This is a genomic window from Agrobacterium tumefaciens str. B6, assembly GCF_001541315.1.
In the GTDB taxonomy this organism is placed as follows: Bacteria; Pseudomonadota; Alphaproteobacteria; order Rhizobiales; family Rhizobiaceae; genus Agrobacterium; species Agrobacterium radiobacter.
Genome location: NZ_LMVK01000050.1, coordinates 21754 through 39703 on the forward strand (window position 1 = coordinate 21754; position 17950 = coordinate 39703).

General features: G+C 60.2%; 13 protein-coding genes. 9 read left to right on the forward strand and 4 right to left on the reverse strand.

Features of this window, described 5'->3' with window-relative positions; translation table 11 throughout:
* Window positions 1–57 precede the first annotated feature (57 nt).
* The 8 genes from ASB65_RS24000 (at window position 58) to ligD (ending at window position 11314) form a co-directional block, all read left to right on the forward strand.
* A complete protein-coding gene (locus ASB65_RS24000) occupies window positions 58–1038 on the forward strand; it encodes a mannonate dehydratase (RefSeq protein WP_060725552.1) in 981 nt (326 codons plus the stop codon).
* Between the two features lie 77 nt (window positions 1039–1115).
* Window positions 1116–2702, forward strand: coding sequence for an ABC transporter substrate-binding protein (locus ASB65_RS24005; protein WP_060725553.1), 1587 nt, complete (start codon window positions 1116–1118; stop codon window positions 2700–2702).
* A gap of 231 nt (window positions 2703–2933) precedes the next feature.
* On the forward strand, window positions 2934–4037 hold the full coding sequence (locus ASB65_RS24010; RefSeq protein ID WP_060725711.1) for a hypothetical protein: 1104 nt from the start codon (window positions 2934–2936) through the stop codon (window positions 4035–4037).
* 189 nt (window positions 4038–4226) lie between these two features.
* Window positions 4227–6566: an EAL domain-containing protein gene (locus ASB65_RS24015; RefSeq protein WP_060725554.1), complete on the forward strand. Its 2340-nt coding sequence runs from the start codon at window positions 4227–4229 to the stop codon at window positions 6564–6566.
* Between the two features lie 204 nt (window positions 6567–6770).
* Complete coding sequence (locus tag ASB65_RS24020; protein WP_060725555.1) at window positions 6771–7664, forward strand: SDR family oxidoreductase; 894 nt, start codon at window positions 6771–6773, stop codon at window positions 7662–7664.
* Window positions 7665–7706: 42 nt separating this feature from the next.
* The gene (locus ASB65_RS24025; protein ID WP_003505599.1) at window positions 7707–7994 is read left to right on the forward strand and encodes a hypothetical protein; all 288 of its coding nucleotides are present in this window, start codon (window positions 7707–7709) and stop codon (window positions 7992–7994) included.
* Complete coding sequence (locus ASB65_RS24030) at window positions 7991–8818, forward strand: Ku protein (protein ID WP_060725556.1); 828 nt, start codon at window positions 7991–7993, stop codon at window positions 8816–8818. The genes ASB65_RS24025 and ASB65_RS24030 overlap by 4 nt, the downstream gene beginning before the upstream one ends.
* Before the next feature lie 3 nt (window positions 8819–8821).
* A complete protein-coding gene (gene ligD, locus ASB65_RS24035) occupies window positions 8822–11314 on the forward strand; it encodes a DNA ligase D (protein WP_060725557.1) in 2493 nt (830 codons plus the stop codon).
* A gap of 12 nt (window positions 11315–11326) precedes the next feature.
* Here the strand turns inward: ligD and ASB65_RS24040 are convergent, their stop codons facing one another.
* The 3 genes from ASB65_RS24040 to ASB65_RS24050 form a co-directional block, all read right to left on the reverse strand.
* Window positions 11327–12118 (reverse strand): Ku protein, encoded by a 792-nt coding sequence (locus ASB65_RS24040; RefSeq protein ID WP_060725712.1) that lies wholly within the window; start codon window positions 12116–12118, stop codon window positions 11327–11329.
* A gap of 90 nt (window positions 12119–12208) precedes the next feature.
* Window positions 12209–13210 (reverse strand): inorganic phosphate transporter, encoded by a 1002-nt coding sequence (locus tag ASB65_RS24045; RefSeq protein WP_060725558.1) that lies wholly within the window; start codon window positions 13208–13210, stop codon window positions 12209–12211.
* Window positions 13210–13854: a DUF47 domain-containing protein gene (locus tag ASB65_RS24050; protein WP_060725559.1), complete on the reverse strand. Its 645-nt coding sequence runs from the start codon at window positions 13852–13854 to the stop codon at window positions 13210–13212. Before ASB65_RS24050 ends, ASB65_RS24045 begins: the two co-directional genes overlap by 1 nt.
* Before the next feature lie 113 nt (window positions 13855–13967).
* Here ASB65_RS24050 and ASB65_RS24055 point away from each other — a divergent pair, with 113 nt between their 5' ends.
* Complete coding sequence (locus ASB65_RS24055) at window positions 13968–14510, forward strand: NUDIX hydrolase (protein ID WP_060725560.1); 543 nt, start codon at window positions 13968–13970, stop codon at window positions 14508–14510.
* Between the two features lie 287 nt (window positions 14511–14797).
* Here ASB65_RS24055 and ASB65_RS24060 read toward each other — a convergent pair whose 3' ends face one another.
* Window positions 14798–17950, reverse strand: coding sequence for an efflux RND transporter permease subunit (locus ASB65_RS24060; protein WP_060725561.1), 3153 nt, complete (start codon window positions 17948–17950; stop codon window positions 14798–14800).

Genomic DNA, 17950 nt, shown 5'->3' on the forward strand with positions numbered 1-17950 from the left:
CTCATCTTATTTCATGCGATGTCATATGATGACTTGCATGGAGAGAGGAGAGAATCGATGTATGTCGGCACCCAGGTTGCTGCGCGCGATGACGAGGATTTCAGGGTTTGGGCGCAGCTCGGCGTCAAGAATATCAACGCTGATCCGCCCGGAAAACCCGCGAGCTGGACTTTTGAGGACTTTGAACGCCACCGTGACAAGGTCGAAAGCTTTGGCCTTGTCCTGGACATGGTGCAATTGCCGCTGCCGTCCCGGCCCATCGAACAGGCGTCGTATCCCGATATCCTGCTGGCCGGGCCGGATCGTGACCGGCAGATCGATGCGGTCTGCAAGATGATAGAAGATATCGCCAGGGCCGGAATCCCTGCCGCGAAATACAATCTCAACCTCATCGGCATTCCGCGCACGGAAATGGAGCGTGGCCGCGGCGGATCGCTCAATGAAGCCTGGCGCTGGGACAAGGCGGATCATGATGCCGCGCCGGGCCTGGCGGGCGTTCTTTCCGAAGACGAGAACTGGGAACGCATCGACTATTTCCTCGAGCGTGTGGTGCCGGTGGCCGAAAGCAACCGCGTGCGCCTGGCCTGCCATCCGCATGACCCCTATACGCCTCCGGGTTACAGGGGCGTCACCCGCGTACTCGGCACGGTCGAAGGGCTGAAGAAATTCGTGCAGATGCGCGAGAGCCCCTATCATGGCCTGAATTTCTGCCAGGGGTCGATCGGTGAGATGCTCGACAATCCGCGTGAGGAGATCGACGACATCATCAGGTGGTTCGGCAGCCGCGACAAGATTTTCAACGTCCATTTCCGCAATATCAGCGGCGGCAAACTCTCCTTCATGGAGACGTTCCCCGATGAGGGCGACATGGACATGGTGCGTTCGCTGAAACTCTATCACGAACTCGGCTATCGCTACATGATCATGCCCGACCACGTGCCGACGATTGCCGGGCGCGATGCCGTCGGTGTCGCTTTCGCCTTCTGCTACGGCTACATCGCCGCCTTGATCGAAGCGCTTGATAACAAACATCTTTGACCATTCCGGCCCGCGACGCCCCGCTGCGTCGCGGCTTTTTCCCAAACATGAATTACCGATCTGTAGGAGGAGCAGGTATGAGAAAATCATTGATCCGTCTCGCATTCACCACCGCCCTTGGGGCCATGCTGGTGCAGGCCGCGCCAGCCCTGGCCAAAACACCCAATGACCAGCTTGTCATCGGAACGTCGCTGGCCCAGGTGCTGTCACTTGATCCGCATCAGGCCACCGAAGCAAAAGCCAACGAAATCATGGCCAACCTCTATGACCGCCTGATTTCGGTGGATGGTTCTGGAAAGGTTTCGCCACAGCTTGCCGAACGCTGGGAGACAGATGACAAGGGCATCACCTTTCATCTGCGCGAGGCCAATTTCGCCTCGGGCAACCCGGTAACTTCGGCGGACGTCGTCTATTCGCTCAGCCGCCTGTTGAAGATGAACCAGGCGGCCGCAGCCAACCTCAAGCGCGTGGGTTACAACGCGGACAATATCGACAAGCTGGTGAGCGCACCGGATGAAAAAACAGTACGCATCGATCTTTCCGGTGAGACGACGTCTGAACTGCTTCTTTATCGTCTGGCCATGGTCATCGCCAGCGTTGTCGACAGCAAGGAACTCAAGTCGCATGAAACCAATGACGATTGGGGCAATGGCTGGCTGAGAACCAATTCCGCCGGTTCCGGTCCCTTTACACTCAATCGCTGGTCGCCGAATGAGATCATCATTCTCGAGGCCAACAAGGATTATGTGGCCGGCAGCCCGAAAATGCGCCGCGTCATCGTTCGCCATGTGCCGGAAAGCCAGGTGGAACGCCTGATGCTGGAGCGCGGTGATATCGACATCGCCAGCGCGCTGACGGCTGCCGATCTTGCAATCTTCAACAACAAGGAAGGTTTCCAGATTCAGCGTGTGCCGACGGGCGGCTTCTACGTCCTGTCCATGAATGCCGGCAAGGAGCCCTTGTCCAACCCCAAGGTCCGCGAAGCGATTGCCTATGGCATCGACTATAAGGGCATGGAAAAGACTATCATGGGTCCTTATGGCCGGGCGCGCACGGTGCCGGTGCCGGAAAACTTCGAATATGCCATTCCGAGCCCGGACTGGAAGCTCGATGTTCCGAAGGCGAAGGCTCTCCTCAAGGAGGCCGGTTATGAGAACGGCTTCACGCTCAATCTGAAGACGATCGCGCAGACGCCGCGCATCGACCTCGCCACCGCGATCCAGGCCTCGCTCAGCGAGATCGGCATCAAGGTCAATATCCAGCAGGGTAACGGTTCGGACGTGATTGCCGCCCATCGCGCGCGGGATTTCGACCTGCTCATTCCGCAGACCGGCGCCTACATGCCGAATGTGCTGGGCTCGATGGAGCAGTTTTCCAGCAATCCCGACAACTCGCTTGCCGCCAACAATGCCGGCAATTTCGTGTGGCGCTCGGCCTGGGACATTCCTGAACTGACTGCCCTGACGGCAAAGGCTTCGCTGGAGCCTGATGCCAGGAAGCGCGGGGAAATCTACACCCAGATGCAGGAAATGTTCGTCGCCCAGAAGCCGGCGGTGCTGCCGATGTTCGAGAGATTCGAGCCGATCGTGTTGAATGCGCGCGTGAAGGATTATGTGGGCCATCCCAGCCAGACGACCCGGCTGGAAAAGGTTACGAAGGACTAAGGGCAAACCACAGCCTCCGAAAAACCTGTGACGGGCGGTTTTACCGCCCGTTTTTTATCGGTGGCCAACCGCGGAGCCCGGCCGCGGCAGTGGATTGTCGGTATCATCCCCGCAATTTCAGGGGGTTTTCTCAAGGACTTCATCGGATTAGACCGTCCGATGACTATTCCTTCCGTCGGGCGAGAGTCGCGAACTCCGCTCACCCACCTCCCGAAGAATGCGTTGACGACCATGAACCTTGCACAGATAAAACTTCCGTCGCGGCCGCTGAGCCTCAAACGTGGCGTCATTTCGGTGCCGGCGGCCTATTATTTCTCCATTCCCGTGCTTCTGGTGATCACGGTCGTCATGCTCGTGGCCGAAGGCCCGGGCATATTGCGCGACTATCAGATCAGCAAAGACCCGCTGGAGATTGAAAACGGCGATATCAACGGCAGCTGCAAGACGCGCAAGGCGATCTTCACGACCTGCGAGGCGGATCTTTCCTACGAACAGGCGGGCGTGAGCTACAAGAAGGATGTCGAGGTGATGTTCGTCGATTTCCATTCCGGCGATTACGAAACCGGGCTGGTCATCTCCGCGAAGAACCCGGAACTCGCAACGATTTCGCTGGGCCTCGACATGCTCTGGAACCGCGTCATCACGCTCGGCGTGTTCGTCGCCCTGCTCGGTTTCGGCAGTCTTGCGATGCTGCTCACGCTTGTCCGTGTCCTGCGGGTTCGTCTGCAACTGCGCAAGCCCGCGCCTTTGACCGTCATCCCGGTCGCGCTGACGGCCGTTGCCGAAAAACGTAGCTGTCTCTTCGTGACCTATGCCGATACGGTAAGGGACGATAAAACCAAGCGGCAATCCTTTACGCATCTGGAGCGGGGTCGCATTCCCGTTGTCGTCGGCCATACCGGTAAACATGATGTGGCGCTCGCGGTCCTGCATGGCAACAGCGCGTTGCCGGTTCTGCTCGACGACCAGCTGGAGCGGATCGACCTTACGGAGCAGGAGCGGGCGGAAGCTCTCGCATCGCTTGCCCCGATGGTCGCGAGCGAGACGCAGGGGGCTGCCGCGGCCCAGGCCTCGGCGATGAAGAAAGGGCCGGGCCTGCTGCGCAGACTGGGCACTTTCGTTGCCATCGTTGCCGTCATCATCGTTGCGGTGTTCGGTTACTGGCTGTGGTATCTCACAAGCGCTCCGTCGCAATTCAACTCGCCCGGAATGGACATCAACAACATGCTGCCGGCAGCACTGAACGAGTGGGGTTGCGCCCGTCTGCAGGAGCGTTTCGCCGATGGCCCGGCGCCTTTCGGATGCACCGCGGCAGATTATCGAAGCTGGAAGTAAAAGCTTCGGTCGATCACTTTTTCAGGTCGGTTTGCCAAAAGTGTTACAGCTTGGCACGCCGGCCCGGACTCTTTTCCTTTGCGCGAGAAAATATTGATACAATTATCAATAGTTGCATTAGAGATTTATAAATAAAGCACTCCCATAGTGCCACCGTGAGCGGTTCTTCAGAGGCTGGGAGAGTGCAGCATGTTCACGGTTTTGGAATGCGTTGCCATACAGCACGACCGCGCGGTCGTTCTTCTTGCAGCTGTTATCTGCCTGCTTGGCATGTTTGCTTTTTTTCACCTTCTGTTGCGTGCGGAGGAAAGTCCGGCCGGCCGTAAGCCCTATTGGGTGCTGGTTGCCGCCTTTGCCGGAGGACTGAGCGTCTGGGCCACGCATTTCGTCGCCATGCTCGCCTATAAGGGCGCGGTTCCGATCGGTTATGATTTCGCCTTCACGGCTTTGTCGGCGGTTTTCGCCGTTATCGGTTTCTGGCTGGCGCTCACCGCCCGCTCGCAGGCCGCTTACAGCCCTGTCATCGTCGGCACGCTCATTACCCTGTCGGTTGCCGTCATGCATTTCGTCGGAATGGCGGGAATGGATGTCGCCGCCACGATCAGCTACCGGTGGTGGCCGGTGCTGGGCGGTTTTGCGGTCGCCTGGGTGTCTTTCCTTCTGGCCTTTTTTCTTTTCCGTCGCATCGGTTCCTGGAAGCGCATCGCCGCGCCGGCCGCATCGGCGATTTTCGCCATCTGCGCGCTGCATTTCACGACCATGTCGGCCACGGTGCTTTCGCCGGATCCGTCCGTATCCGGGCCTGATCCCGACAATGTCGCCCGGCTGATCATGATCTGCGCCATCTCCGGCGTCACGTTCCTGATCCTGTCTTCCACCGCCGCTGCCGCCCTGGTGGATCGTTATCTTGTCGATCTCAAGGGTCTCGTGGATGCGACGCTTGATGGCCTCGCCGTCGTCCGCGATGGGCGGATCGTGGAGCTGAACACCCGTTTTGCCGGCCTTCTGGGCAGGGATGAAGCATCGCTGGTCGGACAGAACCCCGACGATCTCTTCAAGGCTATCGACGGACAGCCCGCTTATCTGCCGCGCCATACGCCGGTGGAGGCGGTGCGCGAGCGCGCCGGGCAGGCGCAGATATTCGAACTCAGCGTACGCACGATCGAATATCGCGGCCGCCCCTGTGAGGTGATGGCCATTCGCGACCTGACGGAAAAGCGGGAAGCGCAGCGGGAAATCGAATATCTCGCCCGCCATGATGTTCTGACCGGCCTTTCCAACCGCACCATGTTCCAGACCCGTCTTTACCAGCAGATCGAGCATTGCGACGAGGATGACGAATTTGCGCTGCTGGCGCTCGATCTCGACCGGTTCAAGGCGGTCAACGACATATTCGGCCATGCCGAAGGGGATCGCGTCCTGAAAAAGGTCGCCGCCATTCTCGATGAATGTGCAAGGGCAGGCGATGTGGTGGCCCGTCTCGGTGGCGATGAGTTCGTCATCCTGACCGCGCGGCACACCAGGGCGGAAGGGGCGCGCCTGCTGGCAGAGACGATCCTTGGCATGTTCGCACTGAAGATGAATGTCGCCAACGATCCGACCTCCGTTGGCGTCAGCATCGGCATCGCCGTCTTCCCACGGGACGGCCGGGATCATGAAAGCATCATGCATGCCGCGGATCTGGCGCTTTACCGCGCGAAGATGGGCGGACGCGGCATATTGGCTTTCTACGACCCGGTGATGGATCAGGAGGCGCGCGAACGCCGCCAGCTCGAGACGGATCTGCGGCTTGCCATCAATCGCAACGAGCTGCTGTTGAACTATCAGCCGGTGCTGTCAGTCGAATGCGGCCAGGTCGTCGGCTACGAGGCGCTGGTGCGCTGGCAGCACCCGACACGGGGCGTGGTGCCGCCGGATGTCTTCATTCCGATTGCCGAGGAAAGTGGGATCATCATCTCGCTCGGCGAATGGGTACTGCGTGAGGCCTGCCGTCAGGCGGCCGGCTGGGCGCCGCATCTGAAGGTCGCGGTGAATGTCTCACCGTTGCAGTTTTCGCTGGCCAATCTCGGTCATGTCGTCTGCACCGTCCTGATGCAGACCGGGCTTTCGCCGAACCGGCTGGAGCTCGAAATCACGGAAGCGGCTCTTCTGAAAGATCGCAAGACGACGCTGATCATCCTCAACCAGTTGAAGGCGCTCGGTGTCGCCATCGTCATGGATGATTTCGGCACGGGTTATTCCTCGCTCAGCAACCTGCAGAGCTTCCCCTTCGACAAGATAAAGATCGACCGCAGTTTCATCGCCGCCATGAGCGACGATGACAATGCCCGCGCCATCGTGCGCGCGGTGATCGGCCTTGGCCGCAGCCTCGATCTGCCGGTCACGGCGGAGGGGATTGAAACGGATGCGCAATATCGCATGGTCGTCGACGAGGGCTGCGCGCAGGCGCAGGGTTATCTCTTCGGCAAACCGGATGTCGCGCCCGCGCAGGTCGTAAGAACCACCACGCGGAAGAAACATTCCGTTTGATAAATGAGGCGACGGTGCAGGACGCCGTCGCCCCGCCTTTCCCACATCGGATGGAACGAGAGCGACGGCAGATCGTTAGGCTTGCGTGTGGCGCGTCCATGCTGCGGTTGCCCCGGCGGTGCCGACGACCAGCCTGACGGGAGTGGTTTGATCCCCTGTCATGAACGCGCCTCGGATGAACTTCTATTGACGGGAGAGACCACGATGACAGACCGCCTCGAGCCACAGGACCCGCGCAGCCAGTATCCGCGCCCGCCCTTTTCGACCCCGACCCAGGAGATGCCGGGTCTGGTGACGAATATGACGCCTTTCCCTGATCATGGAGAAAAAAGCTCCAAGGGCACCGGCAAGCGTGCCGGGCGCAAGGCGCTGAGTACCGGCGGCGATTCAGGTATCGGCCGCGCGGGCGCCATCGCCTTTGCCAGGGAAGGCGCGGATGTGGCGATCTCCTATCTGCCGGAAGAGGAATCCGACGCCGAGGAGGTCGTGGCGCTGATTGAGGCGGAGGGCCGCGTGGCGGGTGCGCTGCCCGGCGATATCACCGATGAGGCATGGTGCCGCGAACTGGTTGAGAAAGCGGCCGGCGATCTCGACGGGCTGGATATTCTGGTCATCAACGCCGCGAGACAGCAATATCGCCAAGACATAGAAGAACTGTCGACCGACGATTTCGACCGCACCATGAAGACCAATCTTTATGCCCTGCACTGGATTGCGCAGGCGGCTGTTCCTCATCTCAAGCCGGGGGCGTCAGTGATCACCACCGCCTCGATACAGGCCTATGAGCCCTCCGCCATCCTGCTGGACTACGCCACCACCAAAGCCGGTATCGTCGCCTATACGAAAGCGCTTGCCAAACAGCTCATCGAAAAGGGCGTGCGGGCAAACGCCGTTGCGCCGGGGCCGTTCTGGACGGTTCTTCAGCCGAGCGGCGGCCAGCCGGACGAGAAGGTGAAGAATTTCGGCAAGGACAGCGATTTCGGCCGTCCGGGACAGCCGGTGGAACTGGCGCCCGTTTACGTGCTGCTGGCGTCGCAGGATGCGAGCTTCATCAATGGTGAGGTTTATGGCGTCACCGGCGGCAGGGGCATTGCCTGAGGTGATGCCCGCCGATGCCGGATGGCCTTTGAGGATTTCGAGATGAAACGGCAGGCAGAACGTTCAGACAGTAGCTTGAAGAGCTTCGATGTCCGCGACCGGCTGATACTGGCGCTTTATGCGCAGCTGAAAGCGGAGCGGCAGACCCGCGAGGCGATGGAGTGGGTGATTCGCAATGGCGGGCTGTCGCCGGAGGTGCTGGAAGCCATGGCGTCCGACCCGGTGCCGGTTCTGGCGGAGGCGGATGTACCCGCCATCGAGCGCATTCTGGCCGGCGACCGACGCCGGGAAATGCCCTCCCGCAGCGATGACGAGGGACGACGGACATGAACCGCAGAGCCAGCTGGAGAGGCCATCTGACCTTTGCCGATTTCAACTGCGAAATCGGCCTTTATTCCGCACTGACCTCGGCGGAAAAAATCGCGTTCAATATCGTCAACCGCAAGACCGGTCACCGCGTCGAGCGGCAATATGTTGATAGTGATACCGGCGAGGCGGTTCTTCGCGACGATCAGGTTAAGGGATACGCGCTCGACAATGGTGATCATATCGTCATCGAGGGCGACGAGATCGCGAAGCTGATGCCAGAGAGCGACAAGGTCATCCGCGTCAGTCACTTCCTGCCCTGTGACGAGATCGACAAGCTTTATTTCGACAAGTCCTATTATCTTGCGCCGGGCGGGGAGGGTGGTGAAGAGGCGCTGACGCTTCTTGCCAGAGCGATGGACGACGAGAATGTCGCAGCTCTCGGCGAAGCGGTGCTTTTCCGCCGCAACCGTGTCCTGCTGATCCGTCCGCGCGGTAAGGCTCTCGTCGCGACGACACTGAATTTCAGCTACGAGGTCCGTTCGCAGACATCGGTCTTCAAGTCGATCCCCGACATCGAGTTCGATGAAGAAATGCTCGAGCTCGCCGGTCACATCATCGAAAAGCGCGCCGGCACGTTCGATCCCGCCGACTATAGCGACCGTTATAATGACGCGCTGGCCGAACTTGTGAAAGCCAAGATCGAAGGCCGGGAAATCGCCAAGCAACCGCCGCGCAAGGAAGACAATATCATCGATCTCAAGGAGGCCCTGCGCCGCAGCGCGGGGGCGGGAGCCGGGAAAAAGGCGACGGCAGCAGGCCGCAAGGCGCCGCGGAAAGCGAGCTGATCCATGGGATTACAGACCTATAACGCCAAGCGCAGTTTCGACAAGACGCCGGAGCCCAAGGGTACGAAGGCCGTACAGCAGGGATCAAGCTTCGTGATCCAGAAACACGATGCCCGCCGCCTGCATTATGATTTTCGGCTGGAAATGGATGGCGTGCTGAAAAGCTGGGCGGTGACACGCGGTCCCAGTCTCGATCCCGAGGACAAACGCCTTGCGGTGCATGTGGAGGACCATCCCCTCAGCTATGGTGATTTTGAAGGCGTTATCCCCAAGGGACAATATGGCGGCGGCACCGTGATTGTCTGGGATCGCGGCATCTGGCAGCCGATCGGTGACGCCCGGAAAGGTTATCGCAAAGGTCATCTGGAATTTGAACTGGAAGGCGAAAAGCTGAAAGGACGCTGGCATCTGGTGCGCATGCATGGAAAGCCGGGCGAAAGCCGGGAAAACTGGCTGCTGATCAAGGGCGACGACGAGGAAGCCAGACATAAAGGCGGTGCGGATATTCTGGAGGAATGGCCGGGATCGGTGAAAACCGGGCGCAGCGTCGAGGAAGTCGCGGCCAAACCGAAGGATACCTGGAATTCCAAGCCGGTATCGAAAAAGGCCGCCGCTTCGACGTCGGGCAAAAAACAGGCGCATGCGCTGCCCAAAGGCGCGCGCAAACAGGCTATGCCGTCTTTCGTGCCGCCGGCGCTCGCGACGCTCAAGCCGAAACCGCCCGACGGAGATCGCTGGCTGCATGAAATCAAATTTGACGGCTATCGTCTGCAGGCGCGCGTCGATCAGGGCAAGCTCCAGCTCCTGACCCGCAGCGGGCTGGACTGGACGGAGAAATTCGGCGGGGCCGTGACAGGAGCTATCAAGGCGTTGCCGGTGGAAACGGTGTTGATCGACGGCGAAATCGTCGTGGAACGCGATAGCGGGGCTTCCGATTTCTCCGCCTTGCAGCAGGATCTGAGCGAAGGACGCAGCGACCGTTTCGTGTTTTACGCCTTCGATCTTCTTTATCTCGATGGCAGCGATCTGCGTGGTGCGGCATTGAGCGAACGAAAGGCGCTGCTCGAAAAGCTGTTGCCGGCGGGCGATCCCTATCTCCGTTACAGCCAGCATTTTGAAGAAAGTGGCGCGCTTGTCCTCGACCATGCCTGCCGGCTCAGTCTTGAGGGTGTCATTTCCAAGGTCAAGAGCAGCAAATATGTTTCCGGGCGTAAGGGAGAATGGGTAAAATCCAAATGCTCGATGCGACAGGAATTCGTTATCGGTGGTTATACTGTCTCCTCGACATCGGACCACGCCATTGGATCGCTGGCGCTCGGTGTCTATGAAAATGGCAAACTGCGCCATGTCGGACGTGTCGGGACAGGTTATACGGGCGAAATGGCGGAGATGCTGCTTGGCCGGCTGAAGCCGCTTGAGCGCAAGGAAAGCCCGTTCGGTGAGAAACTCACCGCGCTTGCCCGACGCGATCTTCATTTCGTCAAACCGGAACTGGTGGCGGAAGTGGAGTTTCGCGCATGGTCTGGAGATGGCAATCTGCGTCATTCCTCTTTCCGGGGGCTGCGCGAAGACAAGCCCGCAGGAGAAATCGAACGCGAGGAGAAGGCCGTGTCCGACACCAAGGCGCCGCAATCGACGATCAAGTTCACCCATCCGGACCGGCTGTACTGGCCGGACGATGGCGTGACGAAGGAGGGGCTTGCCGATTATTATGCGCAGGTCTGGCGGCACATCGCGCCCTTTGTCGTCAACCGGCCGCTGGCACTGCTGCGTTGCCCGGAGGGTATAGAAGGGCAGCGTTTCTTCCAGAAACATGCCTGGCGCGGCATCAACAAGGCGGTCGAGGAGATCAGGGACCCCAAGGACAAGGGCGGTGAGCCGCTGATCCGCATCACCGATTTTGATGGCTTGATGGCGCTCGTGCAATCTGCCGCGCTTGAAATCCACCCATGGGGCGTGACCACCGCCAATTGGGAAAAGCCTGATATGATAACCATGGATATTGACCCCGGCGAGGATGTGGCATGGGAAGAGGTGATCGAGGCGGCGCTGGAACTGAAACGGCGTTTCGAAGAGGCCGGGCTTGCCGCTTTCGTCAAGACTTCGGGCGGCAAGGGCCTGCATGTCGTCGCACCGCTGAAGCCGCAGGCGGGCTGGGCCCCGGTAAAGGCCTTCGCCAAGGCCATGGCGGCTGATATGTCGAAGGCCGAACCGGAGAAATATCTCTCCGTCGCCACCAAGGCGAAACGGCAGGGCCGCATTTTCATCGACTATCTGCGCAACGGCAGGGGCAATACCGCGGTTGCGGCCTATTCGACACGTGCCCGGCCGGGAGCCGCCATTTCAGCGCCGCTCGAATGGTCGGAACTGACAGCCGAGATCGGCCCGGCTCATTTCACCGTCAACAATATCGGGGCTCGTCTTTCCGCGCTGAAAAAAGATCCGTGGGACGGCTTTTTTGCCGCCGCCGAACCGCTGCCGAAAAAGGCCCGGTGAAGACGCCGATCCTCAGCTTCTCTTTTCGGAAGCGAGGCTTTTCTTCAGCGCATCCATGATGTTGATGACATTGCCGCCGGTGCGGGCCTTGGTGCCGGTTTTCTTTGGCGAGGAGGAGACCTCCTCGCCCTTGGTCTTCAACAGGGACTTGATCTTTTTCTGAATGGGGTCCTGCACCAGAGTTGGCTTCCAACCCGTGACCTGTTTGCCGATGCGTTTTTCCATGGCGTCCAGCAACGGCCGGTCAATTTTCATCTTCGGCTCCAGCGCGTCGATGCTTTCGCGCACCTCCTCGCCATAATGCAGCGTCCACAGGATGATGCCCTTGCCTGAAGGTTCCAGCAGGACTGCCCTTTCACGACGGTAGATCACCAGACGCGCAATGCCGAAAACATCGTTCGCCTTCATGGCTTCGCGAATGACGCTGAAGGCTTCGGTGCCGATCTTGTCTTCCGGGCGCAGAAAATGCGGACGGTCGTACCAGATCCAGTCGATCGACCCTTTCGGCACGAAGGTCTTGATATCGATGGTGCGGGTGCTTTCCAGCGCCACCGCATCGATCTCGTCATCCTCCAGCAGCACATAGTCATCCTCGCCGCGTGGAAAACCCTTCACCTGGTTCCTGGCGGCGACCGGCCTGTGGGTGACGCTGTCGACATAGCGGCTTTCGACGCGATTGCCGGTTTTGCGATTGAGAATGTGGAAACGGTATTTGTTGCCTTCGGTCGTTGCAGGCGTCAGCGAGACGGAGGCCGTCACCAGTGACAGCTTCAGATAACCCTTCCAGAAAACCTGCCGTGCCATGTCCGCGATCCGCATTGGTCTCCCGGATCAACAGCCACAGGGTGGCTTTTGTTCCGGGAGGGACCGCAAATCGGGGCAGGGATGGAGTTATCAGAACAGCGAGGTCAGCCCGTAAACGGCAGCGGAGATCAGTGCGGCTGCCGGCATGGTCACGATCCAGGCGATGACGATATTGCCGGCAAGCCCCCAGCGCACCGCCGAGACACGGCGGGCAGCGCCGACACCTATGATGGCGCCGGTGATCGTGTGGGTGGGGGAGACCGGAATGCCGAGCCATGTTGCGCCGAACAGCGTCAGCGCCCCGCCGGTTTCGGCGCAGAACCCCTGCATCGGGTTCAGCCGGGTGATTTTCGACCCCATCGTATGGACAATACGCCAGCCGCCGAACAGCGTGCCGAGCGCCATGGCCGACTGGCAGGAAATCACCACCCAGAAGGGCACGTAGAAGCTTTCGCCGAGATGCCCCTGGCTGAAAAGCAGCACGGCGATGATGCCCATGGTCTTCTGCGCGTCATTGCCGCCGTGCCCCAGCGAATAAAGCGAGGCGGAGATGAACTGCATGACGCGGAAGGTGCGGTCGACCGCAAAGGGCGTCTGCCGCACGAACAGCCAGGACACGGCAAGCACGAGAACGAGCGCCAGGAAAAAGCCGATGGCTGGCGACATGAAGATCGCCCCCACCGTCTTCAGCAGGCCCGACCAGACGATGGAATTAAAGCCAACCTTGGCGAAACCCGCACCGACGAGGCCGCCGATCAGCGCATGCGAGGAGCTGGAGGGAATGCCGAAAATCCAGGTGACAATGTTCCAGACGATCGCGCCGATCAGCGCCGCGAAGATGACCTGCGGCGACACGATGGCCGGATCGATGATGCCGGTGCCGAGCGTTTCCGCCACATGCAGGCCGAAGAACAGGAAGGCGATGAAATTGAAGAAGGCCGCCCAGGCGACCGCATATTGCGGCCGCAGCACCCGGGTGGAGACGATGGTGGCGATGGAATTGGCGGCGTCATGCAGACCGTTCAGGAAATCGAAGAACAGCGCGATGGCGATAAGGCCGACGAGCAGCGGCAGAGCAAGCGCGACATCCATCAGACGTTCTCGATCACGATGCCGCTGATCTCGTTGGCGACATCCTCGAAGCGGTCGACGACCTTTTCGAGTTCGCCGTAGATTTCGCTGCCGATTATATAGGCCATGGCATCGCCGCTCGCGCCATGCCGGCGGAAGAGGTCCTTCAGGCCCAGGTCGTGAAGCTCGTCGGAGCGGCCTTCGACGCGGGTTACCTCTTCGGCGATGGCCGAGAGGCGATGCGCATTCGTGCCGACCTTGTTGAGAAGCGGAATGGCTTCCGCAATCAGGCCCGCCGCGCGTACGATCTCGTGGCCCATTTCCTTCATCAGCGGGTCGAATTCGCTCTGTTCGAACAGGCGGATGGTCTTGACGGTCTTGTGCATCATGTCGATGGCGTCATCCATGGACTGGATGAGGTCCTTGATGTCGCCACGGTCAAAGGGAGTGATGAAGCTCCGCCTGACCGCAAGCAGCACCTCGCGGGTGATGTCATCCGCCTGATGCTCGAGGGCGACGATGAGGTCGCAGTTCTTCTCAACGTTGATGCCGCTCAAAAGTTGGTCAAGGGCTTCAGCCGCTTTGATGACGGTTTCGGAATGTTTGCTGAACATGTCGAAGAAACGGTCCTCGCGCGGCATCAGCTTGCGAAAAATACTCATCATGCGAATTGGCCCTCAATGGCGCTTTATCAGTTGTGGGGGGTGATTGTCATAAAACTGTCATAAATGCACGCGGGGCATTGATGCAACCCGGAAAATCAGCACTATCAACGGATATGAAATCTTCCAAGAATCGCCGGAAAACCCGTCCGGCCCGTCCACTCACATTGCTCCAGCAGCTGGCTGCGGTTCCCGAAAAGCTCTTCACCGGTGCTTTCCGGCAGCAATATGCCGCGCTCTGTTTCCGTTATGCCGACAATGGCGTGGATATCGAAATCCTCCTCGTCACGTCCCGCACCAGTCAGCGCTGGATCATTCCACGCGGCTGGCCGATGAAGCGCAAGAAGCCGCATCAGGCGGCGGCGATCGAAGCGTGGGAGGAGGCGGGCGTGCGTGGCCGGGTGAAGAAGGATGCGGTGGGCCGCTATACCTATCTCAAGATGCTCGACAATGGCGATGTCGTTCCCTGCATGGTCGACGTCTTCCAGATAGAGGTGACGGAAACGGACGCGACCTTCAAGGAGCACGGTGAACGCCTGCTGGAATGGGTGCGCCCTGACGAGGCGGCAAGACGCGTTCGCGATATCGAACTGAAATCACTGTTGGTCGATTTCCGGCCAAAGGGGAAAAAGAAACGCCAGAGCGGCGAGAGACCGTAACCGCATCTGCCCGGCATTCCTTCCTGCAGCCGGTACTGTAATGCCACCGCAACAGGACATGCCCACCCTTGCCTGATGATTGTCATCAGGAGCCGTTGCATGAATTTACGTCGTCCCGTTCTCCGCTTCTTATTGCGGTATCTCCATCCGATTATCGCCATCGCTTTGCTTCTGGCGGGCCCGGCTGCGATTCTTTTGCTGAGATGACGACAGGGGCACCATCCGGAATGACGGGAAGGCGGTGTCGCCTTCCCGTTGTCAGCCGGATTGGTGTCTAGCCGACCTTGTCAGACCGGCTGCTTTTGGGAAGGTTGCGCCTCATTGCCCGAATGCCCCGTTTCATCCGGCGCTTTCGGTAACAGGCGGGCGAAACGCCTGATGATGCTGTCCAGATAGGACAGGATGGTCGGTACCACGATCAGGGTCAGCAGCGTGGAACTGATGAGGCCGCCAACCACCGCATGGGCCATCGGCGCGCGCTGCGCGCCACCGCCGCTGACGGCCAGGCCGAGCGGGATCATGCCGAAGATCATCGCAAGCGTCGTCATGATGATCGGACGGAAGCGGATGACACCGGCATTCTCGAGCGCCTCGTTCAGCGAGAGCCCCCGCCGTCGCTCGCGATTGGCGAAATCCACCAGCAGGATGCCGTTTTTGGTCACGAGGCCCATCAGCATGATGAAGCCGATCAGCGAGAACATGTTGATCGTGCTGCCGGCGATCATCAACCCGATGAGGACGCCGACGAGCGACAGCGGCAGCGACGCCATGATGGCGAGCGGTTGCAAGAAGCTGCCGAACTGCGAGGCGAGCACGATGTAGATGAAGATGACGGCCATGCTGAGCGCCGTGACCATATGGCCGACGGTTTCCTGCATGGTTTCGGCGTCGCCGCCGAAGCGGATGCGATAGCCGCTCGGCAGGTCAAGACCGGCGGTCAGGCCCTGCAGGGTCTCCGTCACGTCGCCAAGCGTGCGGCCGGCAATATTGGCCGAAACCAGTATCTCGCGGCGATTGTCGATGCGGCGGATTTCGGCGGGGGCCGGCATGATGCCGATATCGGCAACCTGATCGAGACGCACCATCAGCGGCGCACCGTTCGCCGCCGTGCGGCCATTTGCGATCATCAATTCACCGAGGCTTGCCAGGTCGGACCGCCGCTCGGCCGGCAGGCGGATGACGATATCGTACGTATTGCCGTCCGTATCCGTCCATTTCGACACATCCTCCCCGCCGATAAGGGGGGAGAGTGCTGCGGCAAGATCGGAGCGGGCAATACCGAGATCGCTCGCCGCCGCAGGCTTCAGGCGTACCGACAGGACAGAGGTTACATCCTTCGCACTGGAGGTCACATCCACGAGGCCCGGAATTTTTTTCATGTCTTCGACCAGGCTGGCGGCGATTTTTTCAAGAACAGCCCGGTCGTCGCCGAGGATGCTCAGCTGCACCGGGCTTTCGCCGCCGCCAAGTCCGTTCTGCAGGATCGTGGCCTCAATGCCAGGTATGGCTGACAGGCGTTTGCGAACCGGCTTGGCAAGGGAGAGCGGGGTTCGGCTTCGCATATCGAGCGGCACCAGCCCCACCAATATGGCGGCGCGATGCTTGCCGGCGGCGGCGCCGGTGTTGACGGTAGAATAAAGCATCTCGACCTCGGGAAATTCCCTCAGCGCCTTCTCGACCTGCCGTACCTTGATGGTCGTATAGTCCAGAGAGGAGCCGACCGGCGCGGTGATGTTGACCTGGAAGCGGCCTTCATCGGCATTCGGAACGAATTCCGTGCCGACCAGCGGCACCATGAACAGGCTGCCGGTAAAGATGCCCGATGTGACAAGCAGGGTGACGAGCCGGTGCCGCAGGGTCCAGCCGATGGCGCGGCGATACTGACCGGCCATCCATTCGAAGCTGCGGTCGAAACGCGCGATCAGTCGGCCTATCGGACCGCGTTTTGCATCGGGTTGGGCGTCCGGATCGTACCAGACGCTTGATAACATCGGGTCGAGTGGGAAGGCGACGAAAAGCGAGATCAGCACGGCGGCGGAGACGGTGACGCCGAATTCGTAGAAAACCCGGCCGACGATGCCATCCATGAAGGCAACTGGCAGGAAGACCGCCACGATTGTCGCCGTTGTCGCGATGACCGCAAGCCCGATTTCATTGGTGCCGTCGAGGGCTGCGCGCAGGTGGGATTTGCCCATATGGAGATGGCGGGTGATGTTTTCGCGCACCACGATGGCGTCATCCACTAGAATGCCGATGGAAAGCGTCAGCGCCAGCAGGCTGAGCGTATTGAGCGTGAAACCGAGGAAATCGATCACCGCGAGCGTGCCGATGATGGCGATCGGCAGCGTCAGCCCGGTAATCACCGTACTGCGCCAGGAATTGAGGAACAGGAAGACGATGGCGACGGCGAGCGCCGCACCTTCGATCAGTGTCGTCTGTACCTGACTGACGGATTCGCGGATGGGTATCGATGAATCCGTGACGATACGCAGCTGCACGTTCTGCGGGGCAAGCTCGGCGTTGAGCGCATCGAGGCGCTTTCTCACATCCGTCGCCACCTGAACGGTATTGGCGTCCTGAACCTTGACGATGTCGATCGCCAGCGCCGTCTGGCCACTATAGAGGGCGCGGCTTTCGGCATCGGCTGCCCCTTCCGAAAGCGTGGCGACATCGCGAAGCTCGATGGCCGTGCCGCCACGCCTTGCCACGACCATGTCCAGCAGCGCCTGCGGCTCCTCGATACGGCCCTGCACCTGGATCGTCCGTTCGGAGACGGGATCGACGACGCTTCCGGCCGGGCTGTTGCTGTTGCCGGTGCGCAGCGCATTCACCACCTCGTTAATGCCTATTCCAAGGGCACGCATGCGCGTCTCGTCGATCGTCACACCGATCTGCCGTTTGCGAGCGCCAACCAGCGTTGCCTGGCCGACGCCGGCAACGGTCGTCAACTGCCGCACCACCTTCTGGTCGGCAAGGGTGGTGAGGGCGGGCACATCGAGCGATGTCGAGCTGATCGCAACCGACAGGACCGGCTCGGCGGCAGGGTCGAACCTCGATATGACAGGTTTTTTGGCGTCTTCCGGAAAATTCGCCTCGATGGCGGCGATCTTGTCGCGGACCTCCTGCGCGGCGGCCGAACTCTGCACCTCGAGCTTGAATTTCGCGACAACGACGGAACGCCCCTCATAGGAGGTGGATGTGACCTCGTCGAGGCCGCCAATGGCGTTCAGCGCATCCTCGACCGGGCGTGTCACCTCGGTCTCCACCGTCTCCGGCGTCGCGCCCGGATAAGAGGTGACGACGACCACCACGGGAACGTCGACATTGGGATATTGGTCCAGCCCAAGCCGCTGCAGCGAGAAGGCGCCCATGACCAGAAGCGCCACCATCATCATGGTGGCAAAAACAGGGTGGGTAACGGATATGCGGGTCAAAAACAT

Excerpts from the sequence above, each read along its gene's own strand:
- ASB65_RS24000 (WP_060725552.1), top strand. The coding sequence starts at position 58 with ATGTATGTCGGCACCCAGGTTGCTGCGCGCGATGACGAGGATTTCAGG.
- ASB65_RS24005 (WP_060725553.1), top strand. The coding sequence starts at position 1,116 with ATGAGAAAATCATTGATCCGTCTCGCATTCACCACCGCCCTTGGGGCC.
- ASB65_RS24010 (WP_060725711.1), top strand. The coding sequence starts at position 2,934 with ATGAACCTTGCACAGATAAAACTTCCGTCGCGGCCGCTGAGCCTCAAA.
- ASB65_RS24015 (WP_060725554.1), top strand. The coding sequence starts at position 4,227 with ATGTTCACGGTTTTGGAATGCGTTGCCATACAGCACGACCGCGCGGTC.
- ASB65_RS24020 (WP_060725555.1), top strand. The coding sequence starts at position 6,771 with ATGACAGACCGCCTCGAGCCACAGGACCCGCGCAGCCAGTATCCGCGC.
- ASB65_RS24025 (WP_003505599.1), top strand. The coding sequence starts at position 7,707 with ATGAAACGGCAGGCAGAACGTTCAGACAGTAGCTTGAAGAGCTTCGAT.
- ASB65_RS24030 (WP_060725556.1), top strand. The coding sequence starts at position 7,991 with ATGAACCGCAGAGCCAGCTGGAGAGGCCATCTGACCTTTGCCGATTTC.
- ligD (WP_060725557.1), top strand. The coding sequence starts at position 8,822 with ATGGGATTACAGACCTATAACGCCAAGCGCAGTTTCGACAAGACGCCG.
- ASB65_RS24040 (WP_060725712.1), bottom strand. The coding sequence starts at position 12,118 with ATGGCACGGCAGGTTTTCTGGAAGGGTTATCTGAAGCTGTCACTGGTG.
- ASB65_RS24045 (WP_060725558.1), bottom strand. The coding sequence starts at position 13,210 with ATGGATGTCGCGCTTGCTCTGCCGCTGCTCGTCGGCCTTATCGCCATC.
- ASB65_RS24050 (WP_060725559.1), bottom strand. The coding sequence starts at position 13,854 with ATGATGAGTATTTTTCGCAAGCTGATGCCGCGCGAGGACCGTTTCTTC.
- ASB65_RS24055 (WP_060725560.1), top strand. The coding sequence starts at position 13,968 with ATGAAATCTTCCAAGAATCGCCGGAAAACCCGTCCGGCCCGTCCACTC.
- ASB65_RS24060 (WP_060725561.1), bottom strand. The coding sequence starts at position 17,950 with ATGTTTTTGACCCGCATATCCGTTACCCACCCTGTTTTTGCCACCATG.